Annotated in this window: 6 protein-coding genes; 1 reads left to right on the top strand and 5 read right to left on the bottom strand. The window is 48.9% G+C overall.

What is annotated here, in order from left to right; genetic code table 11:
* Positions 1–156: 156 nt before the first annotated feature.
* Complete coding sequence (locus L2082_RS07600) at positions 157–1,770, top strand: ASKHA domain-containing protein (RefSeq protein WP_446009283.1); 1,614 nt, start codon at positions 157–159, stop codon at positions 1,768–1,770.
* A 523-nt stretch (positions 1,771–2,293) separates the two neighbouring features.
* Here L2082_RS07600 and L2082_RS07595 read toward each other — a convergent pair.
* The 5 genes from L2082_RS07595 to L2082_RS07575 form a co-directional block, all read right to left on the bottom strand.
* On the bottom strand, positions 2,294–2,461 hold the full coding sequence (locus tag L2082_RS07595; RefSeq protein ID WP_446009282.1) for a hypothetical protein: 168 nt from the start codon (positions 2,459–2,461) through the stop codon (positions 2,294–2,296).
* Between the two features lie 21 nt (positions 2,462–2,482).
* A complete protein-coding gene (locus L2082_RS07590; protein WP_446009281.1) occupies positions 2,483–3,253 on the bottom strand; it encodes an SGNH/GDSL hydrolase family protein in 771 nt (256 codons plus the stop codon).
* 102 nt (positions 3,254–3,355) lie between these two features.
* Positions 3,356–4,330: a porphobilinogen synthase gene (gene hemB, locus L2082_RS07585; RefSeq protein ID WP_446009280.1), complete on the bottom strand. Its 975-nt coding sequence runs from the start codon at positions 4,328–4,330 to the stop codon at positions 3,356–3,358.
* Between the two features lie 196 nt (positions 4,331–4,526).
* Positions 4,527–5,894: a sigma-54-dependent transcriptional regulator gene (locus L2082_RS07580; RefSeq protein ID WP_446009279.1), complete on the bottom strand. Its 1,368-nt coding sequence runs from the start codon at positions 5,892–5,894 to the stop codon at positions 4,527–4,529.
* 70 nt (positions 5,895–5,964) lie between these two features.
* On the bottom strand, positions 5,965–8,175 hold the full coding sequence (locus tag L2082_RS07575) for an ATP-binding protein (RefSeq protein WP_446009278.1): 2,211 nt from the start codon (positions 8,173–8,175) through the stop codon (positions 5,965–5,967).
* Positions 8,176–8,230: the final 55 nt, after the last annotated feature.

Here is an 8,230-nt window from a genome sequence, read left to right as displayed (position 1 = left end):
TAAGCAAGAGAAAGTAGTTTCATGGAAAAACCTCTTTGATTTTTTTCACAAATTATAATATTATCTCCCCAGAATGTCTATTCTAATTATGCAGAATATGGCGTTTCCCACTAATCTGCGAAGAGCCCCTTTTCTTTTGCCGATGGAGGTTTTCTTTTGCTGAAAACAATTCCCGTAGTTTTTCTTGTCCGGGTGGAAGCGACCGTGCCCAGCCTGCACGATAATACAGCTGATCTTGATCGATTGAAAGCAGCCTTGCCTGACTCGCTGCCAGAACAAGTGAGGGGTTCTTTGATCCACATACCCTTTGCCTGTGCAGGACGTATTGCAACCTCTTTTCGAGGAACTGGTTTTATAGGTTATGCTCTGTTCCAGTATGAACAGCAACGTCTTGTGCTGGTTGATTTTTTTGCCAGAGCACCTGAGATTCTGCCTGTCCTGGCCCTTGACCTTGGTTCCACTCATTTAGAAGCGAGCCTGCTGGATTGTCTGAGCGGCAAGACCCTTGCCCGCAACACTGCTCTCAATCGTCAGGTGCAACATGGCGCAGATATTCTCACCCGGATTCATTTTGCGGAACGCAAAGAGGGTGGGGGGGCAAGCGAAGAAGACGGGCTTGCTGTACTTCAGGAGGCTGTTATTGCCTCTATCAATGATCTGCTTAGGGAGCTGTGCAGAGAGGCCCAGGTGAGACCAGAAGATGTGCTGGCAATGGCGGTCTCTGGCAACACAACCATGGTGCATCTTCTGCTGGGACTCAGTCCGCGCCATATCTGCCGGGAACCCTATATTCCTCTGGTGAATGCCCCTGATCCTTTTTTATCCCGGGAGATTGGTGTAACCCTTCATAAGCATGCAACGGTTCGGGTGCTTCCAGGTAAAGGAAGTTATTTTGGTGGCGACCTGATTTCCGGCATCCTTGCAACGGGCCTTGATCAACATGAAGAAACCCGCATGTTGATTGACGTGGGCACTAATGCTGAGGTGGTGATGGGCAATAACGAATGGTTGATTGCCTGTGCTGGTGCTGCTGGCCCGGCTCTGGAAGGGGGGGTGGCCCGGATGGGGATGCGGGCTGGTGCCGGGGCAGTGGAGCATGTGGCTATTGATCAGGAGAGCTGGCAGCTGACTTGGCGTTGTATCGGTGATGCACCGCCTGTGGGGCTTTGCGGATCCGGGTTGATTGATCTGGTGGCAGAGTTATACCTTGCTGGTATCGTTGATCTGCGGGGCAAATTCCAGGCAGAGTTTCCAGGCCAATCAGCAGAGCATAAACGTTTTGTTGCAGAGCGGCTGACAGAGGTGGACGGTGAGCAGGTTTTCCTCGTCGTTGCAGCAGGAGAAGCGCGTAATAAGGAACCGGTGATGCTCAGTCAGCTGGATTTGGATGCCATGATGCGCTCTAAGGCGGCCATGTATGCTATTCTGGTGACCTTGACCGGACAAGTGGGCCTGGAGTTCAGCGAGCTGGATCAGATCGCTGTGGCTGGAGCCTTTGGTAAGCATATTGACCCACAACAGGCCATTACCTTGGGCATGCTCCCTGACCTTCCTCTGGATGTTTTTCAGCCCGTGGGCAACTCTTCCCTGTGTGGGGCTGAAATGGTACTCTTGGATCATAAGGCTTTTGAGCAGTCCCAAGAGATTGCTCGCAAGATTACTTATATTGAATTGAACGTGAATCAGGAATTCATGATTCGCTTTTCCGGGTCCCGTTTTATTCCCCATACTGATCCGGGGTTGTTTCCTTCTGTGCCGAGTTTTCGGTAGGGGAAAGAAGTTTGCGGGCAAGCGGTACTTTTCCTACCGGGAAGATCGTTGTCAGTCTGACGGTAATCCCCTGATCAACAGCGAGTTTAGTGAGTGCAGCGAGGTCGGGAAGTTTCTGTCCAGCCCTCCGTATCGGGTTTTCAGGGAGCAAAAATAGAAAAATCTATATGTGAATGAGGAGAGCATGTTCCGTCATCAGGGGATAAGGCTTCGTCACAGGGGGATCGTCTTGCGTCACAAGGGAATGATGATCAATTTGTGTTGAATTATGACGAAATACTATCGAATAATGACAAAAATATATCGCTCCGTCATTATTCCCTGCCTCGGAATGCTTCTGCGACAGGTTAGAACGCTTCAGCAACGGTGACGAACGACGCTGCGGCAGTGCAGAGACATTCTGCACAAGGTTAGGATGGCTCTGCAACGCTGTAGAATGATGCTGCGATATGTCAGAGCGAATCAGTACCGCCGAAGAATCATTCCGCAGCAGGTACGGATCGTTCTGCGCAAGAGAAGAATGTCACTTCGATAGTGCAGAGCGTCCCTGTGGTGGCGTTGGATCCATTTTTTGGTTTCTCGGTACTTCCGGGTCTTCGATGATTGCAGCGAGGTAGAAGTTGAGTCGATCCAGATCCAGGGACTCAATAGAGGTTCCGGCCACGGGTAGGGTTTCAACTGATTTGCGCATTGGGTCTGGCTAAAGAGCTGTCTACTGGATGAGAATCTGTGTGTCCACGGAAAGGTTGGTGATGAACTGCCCAAGTTTTTGATTCAGCACCTTATAACCTTCCTGGTTAAGATGCAGGAGATCCTGGCTGTACTGAGGACGGATTTTTCCATCCTCGCCGACAAGAATGGAATATGCGTCAAATATAAGGATGTTCGGTGCCTGCAAGGAGGAAATAAAGGCATTGGTCTCAACAATAGCGTCCTCCACATCTTTTGACCAGAAAAGTTTGCGGGCAAGCGGGACTTTTCCTACCGGGAAGATCGTTGTCAGTATGACGGTTGTCCCTTGATCAGCAGCTTGATGGGTGAGTGTGGCAAGGTTTTCTTTGAGATCAGCAAGGATTTTGTCACGTTGCTCTGGAAAGAGGGCAATGGTTTTGAGGTCATTGACGCCTGCCTGGATCAGGAGAATGTCCGGTGCCAAAGGGCTGACGTGGGCATGGTAGCGCATGAGGATTTGCGTTGATGTTTGACCGCCGATTCCCCGATTGACAATCTTATATCCTGCTATTTCCGGCTGCGTCCACTGTGCAATCCTTGAATCGCCGAAGAAAACAATTCGTTTTGTTTGGCTCTTTTCCTCTGGATGATGTGCTGGCGTTGCAGGGAAAAAGGATAAGCCAATTGGATCCAGTTGGGTTGCATTGAGACGAAGGTAGAACTGCTTGCTCTGCTTGAAAAAAGTATAATTGAGCAAAAGTGAAAAAATCAGCGTACCGATACAGAGTGATACAATCAGTCTATCTGTCATTGATTTACTCTCGCTATTTCATCAGTAAAAAAAGCCGAAACAGAAGATTTTGTCCCGGCCTTACGCATCGTTAAATACTCCTGACGGTCAAAAAAGCTGAAACTACCCTCGCAACATCCTCGCCATATCCTTAGCAAAGTACGTCAAAATAATATCCGCACCAGCCCGGCGAATGGACAGCAGGGTTTCGGCCATGACCCGATCCCCGTCAATCCAACCCTTATCCGCTGCCGCCTTGATCATAGCGTACTCTCCGCTGACATGATAGGCCGCAATGGGCAGGTCAAATTCATCCCGCAGGCGGCTTATAATATCCAGATAAGCCACCGCCGGTTTCACCATCAGGATGTCTGCACCTTCATCTACGTCCAGAGTAGCCTCCCGCAGGGCCTCACGGCTGTTGGCCGGGTCCATCTGGTAGCTGCGCCGATCCCCAAACTGGGGCGCACAGTCTGCTGCATCCCGGAACGGGCCGTAAAAGGCCGAGGCATACTTGACCGCATAGGACATGATGGGCACATTATGAAAATCGTTTTCATCCAGAGTGCTCCGAATCTCGCTCACCCGTCCGTCCATCATGTCTGAAGGCGCAACCATGTCTGCACCGGCCTTGGCATGGGAGAGGGCTGTCCGGGCCAGCAGCTCCAGGGTTGTGTCGTTATCCACCTCATCCCCGCTCAAGCAACCGCAATGACCGTGGTCTGTGTACTCACAAAGGCAGACATCGGTGATAACGGTCAAGTCCGGGGCTGTATTTTTCAGCTCCTTGATCGCCTGCTGGACAATGCCGTTTTGAGCATGGGCACCAGAACCCATCGGATCTTTTTTCGCGGGCAGGCCAAACAGGATTACCGAACGCACCCCGACTTCCAGGCAGGATTGGGCCTCTTTTTTGAGCTGATCCACGGAAATACGAAAAACGCCCGGCATGGAAGAGACCTCTTCCCGTTTTCCTTTGCCCGGCATGACAAAGAGCGGATAAATGAGCTGCTCCGATGTGAGGTGGGTCTCGCGCACCAGAGCGCGAAAATTTTCATTGCGCCGCATACGACGGGGACGATATTCTGGAAAGACCATGTCTTTTCTCCTTTGCTCTTCTTTTGATATGATTTTCGATAGAGGCAACAGGAAATACCCTACTCTCTCATGTTGCGTGGTTGCATCTTCTCTATACAGGGTGTTGTAGGGGCACGGCGCGCCGTGCCCCTACCGGGAAACATAAATTTTTTGGGCAACCATGGGGGATTGCCCCTGCTTATTTTTTCAACAGGGATTATATATTAATCCTCAATGCCTTGACCTTTTTATGCAAATGACTCCGTTCTATCCCAATCTCCTGCGCAGTCCTGGATACATTACCCTCATTTTCTTCGAGTTTCTTTTTAAGATAATCGTGCTCGAACTGCTTGCGGGCGTCCTTGAAGGCGAGATGACTGTATCCAGCTTCAGAGCTGCTGGTCAGGGGTTGAAAAGTACCGGGGGTGAGAAAGACAGCCACATCCTCAGCCGTAATAATGTCCCCCGGCACCATGATCATCAGCCGCTCCACCATGTTGCGGAGTTCCCGGATATTACCGGGCCAGGGATGCTGCATGAGCATACTCAGAGCATCACCGGCAAAGCGTTTTTTACCAAGCCCTTTGCTGCGAAATTGTTCAAGAAAACTTGCTACCAAGGCTGGGATATCTTCTAGACGGTCTTTTAAATCAGGTAGCTGGATAGGAACCACATTGAGACGGTAAAAAAGATCTGCACGGAAATGGCCTTGTTCAATCTCCTGCTCCAGATTCTTATTAGTTGCAGCCAGAATCCGTACATCCACCTCAATGGTTTTGGCCCCGCCAACCCGCTCAAATTTTTGTTCCTGAAGAATACGCAGTACTTTGGCCTGACTCTTCATGCTCATATCACCGATTTCGTCCAAAAAGAGGGTGGAACCATTGGCCTGGTCAAATTTGCCTTTTTTTGCTTTATCCGCTCCGGTAAAGGCCCCTTTTTCATACCCAAAGAGTTCTGATTCAATGAGTTCTTCCGGGATAGCAGCACAATTGACCTCAATCATAGGACGCTTGGTCCGGTTTGATTGGCTATGGATTGCCTGAGCAACCAGTTCTTTGCCCGTGCCGTGTCCTCCAAGGATGAGTACGGATGCGTCTGTAGGGGCAACCCGTTCGATTTGGACACGAAGATGACTGACAATGGCTGAATCACCGATAATGGCTGATGCTGAACCAGAAGGTTTTGTTTCCCGGAGAAGTTTGTTCTCCTGCTCAAGCCGGGAGAATCGGAGACCCTGGTTGATGGCAAGGACAATCTTGTCATAAGAAAGTGGTTTTTCTATAAAATCAAAGGCCCCGAGCCGTGTGGCCTGAACAGCAGTCTCAATGCTGCCATGTCCTGAGATCATAATTACCGGTACCTCATTATTGTCCTGTTTGATTTTCTCCAAAGCTGCGATTCCATCCATACCAGGCAGCCAGATATCCAGTAGTACCAAATGCACTTCGTGTTCCGCCAAGATCGTCAGGCCCTCTTCGGCAGAGGCCGCGCAGAGAGGGTCAAATCCTTCGTCACTGAGAATGCCGGACAAGACTTCACGAATAGGTGCTTCGTCATCAATGATCAGAATGGTGGAGGACATAAGGATTTTGTAGTTAAGGATATGGGTATTCAGGTCGTTGTTAGCGAAAATCTGTTTCTTGGTTTACTGGTTACTGGAAGGGCAACTCAATCGTGAAAACAGTACCAGTAGGCTCATTATCACGTACTGTAATAAGACCGTTATGCTCAGTAATAATGGTGTTGGCAATGGCAAGCCCCAGCCCGGTTCCGGATTTTCGGGTTGAAAAATAGGGTTCAAACAGGCGTTGTCTGACCTGATCGGACATACCAGGGCCGTTGTCACAGAGTATGATCTTGACAGCCTTTTCCTCTTTATGCAGCCGAATTTCAATAGAGACAGAACCTCCGTGCGCAAGGACACTGACTGCGTTATCCAGCAAGTTGATCAGCACTCGTTTGAGTTGAACTGCATCAAAGGAAAACAGAGGCACGTTATCATATTCCAGCGTAAAGCTGATATGTTTATGGCCTTCACGGTACAGTACCAGGGTATCAGTGGCAATAGCAATAATATCTGCCTGTTGTTTTTTGATGCGGGGCATACGGGCAAAATCAGAGAATTCCGTGACCAGTCGTTTGATTTCATCCACCTGACTGATAATGGTCCCAGTACATTGCTCAAATATTTCACTATCATTTTCTATGGTTGTAAGATATCGTTTGCGGAGTCGTTGGGCTGAGAGCTGGATCGGGGTCAGCGGATTTTTAATCTCATGGGCGATTCTGCGGGCCACTTCCTGCCAGGCTGCCAAACGCTGGGCTTTTTCCAGTTTGGTCAGGTTGTCAAAGACAATAACATAACCGATAGAGCGTCCTTGTTCATCAATCAGTCGGGTGATATTCACCAGCAGAGAATAGGTCTCACCCTTGCGTACAGTAAGGTTGAGATGTCGTTCAATGGAACGTTTGCCGGATTTAAGCAGATCATGAAAGAAGTTTTCAATAACAGAAACATGAGAGCGGGGCAGGGCCTTATGAAAATCTTTATGGAGAAAAAGATCAGGGTTAATCTTGAGGAGATTTGCTGCAAAAGGATTGATGGTGGTGACTTCATTATGCTCATTAATAGCAATAACCCCGGCAGCAACATGTTTGAGAATGGTCTCCAGGTACCGTCTCCGTTGTTCTGAGATCAGGTTGGATTGCTGGAGGGCCTGATGGGTCTCTGCCAGCTCCCTGTTGCTTTGAAGAAGATCAGAGGTCATGGAGTTAAAAGAATCAACCAAAAGCCCCATTTCATCATTGGAGTCTTTTTCAATAGTAAAGTCAAGGTCACCATTTGCAACACGCTGGGTACCTTCGGCCAGTTTATTGATAGAGGCTGTCATGGAGCGGGCAATAAAAAAACCAAACCAGATCGCCCCAAAAAGAATGAGCAGGGTAATGATCAACAGCATAATGATCATGCTCAACTTGATCGGGGCTTTGAGCATAACAAGCTGCTTGTAATCGGTAATCCCCTTGGAAACCGATTGCATGAGGATTAGTTTTTCGGTCGGGATCAGTAAGGTGGTCACCAGAAAACTCTGGTTGGGCTCATTTGATTGGATGAGCATAATAGCCTGGACTAATTCCCCTACAGGAACCTGGCGGGTAATGATCTCTGGTTCCTGGCTGTCTGCGGTCTTACGAAGGGCCTCAGTAGGGATTTCCGGCAGGGAGATTGCTGCTAACTGCTTTCCTTTGGCAGAAACGATCAAACCGAGCCCAGGGGTTATTAAAGATAATGCATCCGGTGCCCCAAGAGGGAGAAGAGAAAGGGTTGTATCAAAACGTTGCTGTAATTTGAGCGTGTCATCTATACGTATATCCCCCTGTTCCAGTCGTTGCTTTACATGATTACCCAGAGTAATGGCCTGATCTTCTGTTTCATGAAACAGATTCCGGGCAAGAGTCAGGGAGGACTGGAGGGATTCTTCCACATTGGTGTTGAACCAGTATTCCATTGCTGTGGAAACAGAGCCCAATGAAACCAGAAATAAAATTATTGTAGGGATCATGGACAGGGAGACAAAGGCGATAACCAGGCGAACCCGCAGACGTGATCCAAGAATGCTGTTTTTTCGTTCAAAGACTAACTCCACCAGATTACGCAGGATGAGGTAGAGCATGAGGAGGAGCAGCAGACCGTTAATATTGATAAGGGCAAAAATCAGAATTGTGCTGGAAAGGGGCAGGTTCAGTTCTCCTTTGAGTAAACTGCGCTGGGTATAGGCAAGGAGAGGAATCAGCAGCATACAGAAAACAATAACATATCGGGTCAACCGTTGTTTTTGTTTTCGCTGGTCAGGGGTAAGCATCAGGGGATATCCGGATAATTTTTTTTGAGGTCCACGTAGAGGGTGACGTACATTA

It is taken from the genome of Candidatus Electrothrix sp., assembly GCF_052785085.1.
Note: the sequence above shows the minus strand (reverse complement) of the source record. Positions and strands in the feature narration are given on the sequence as shown.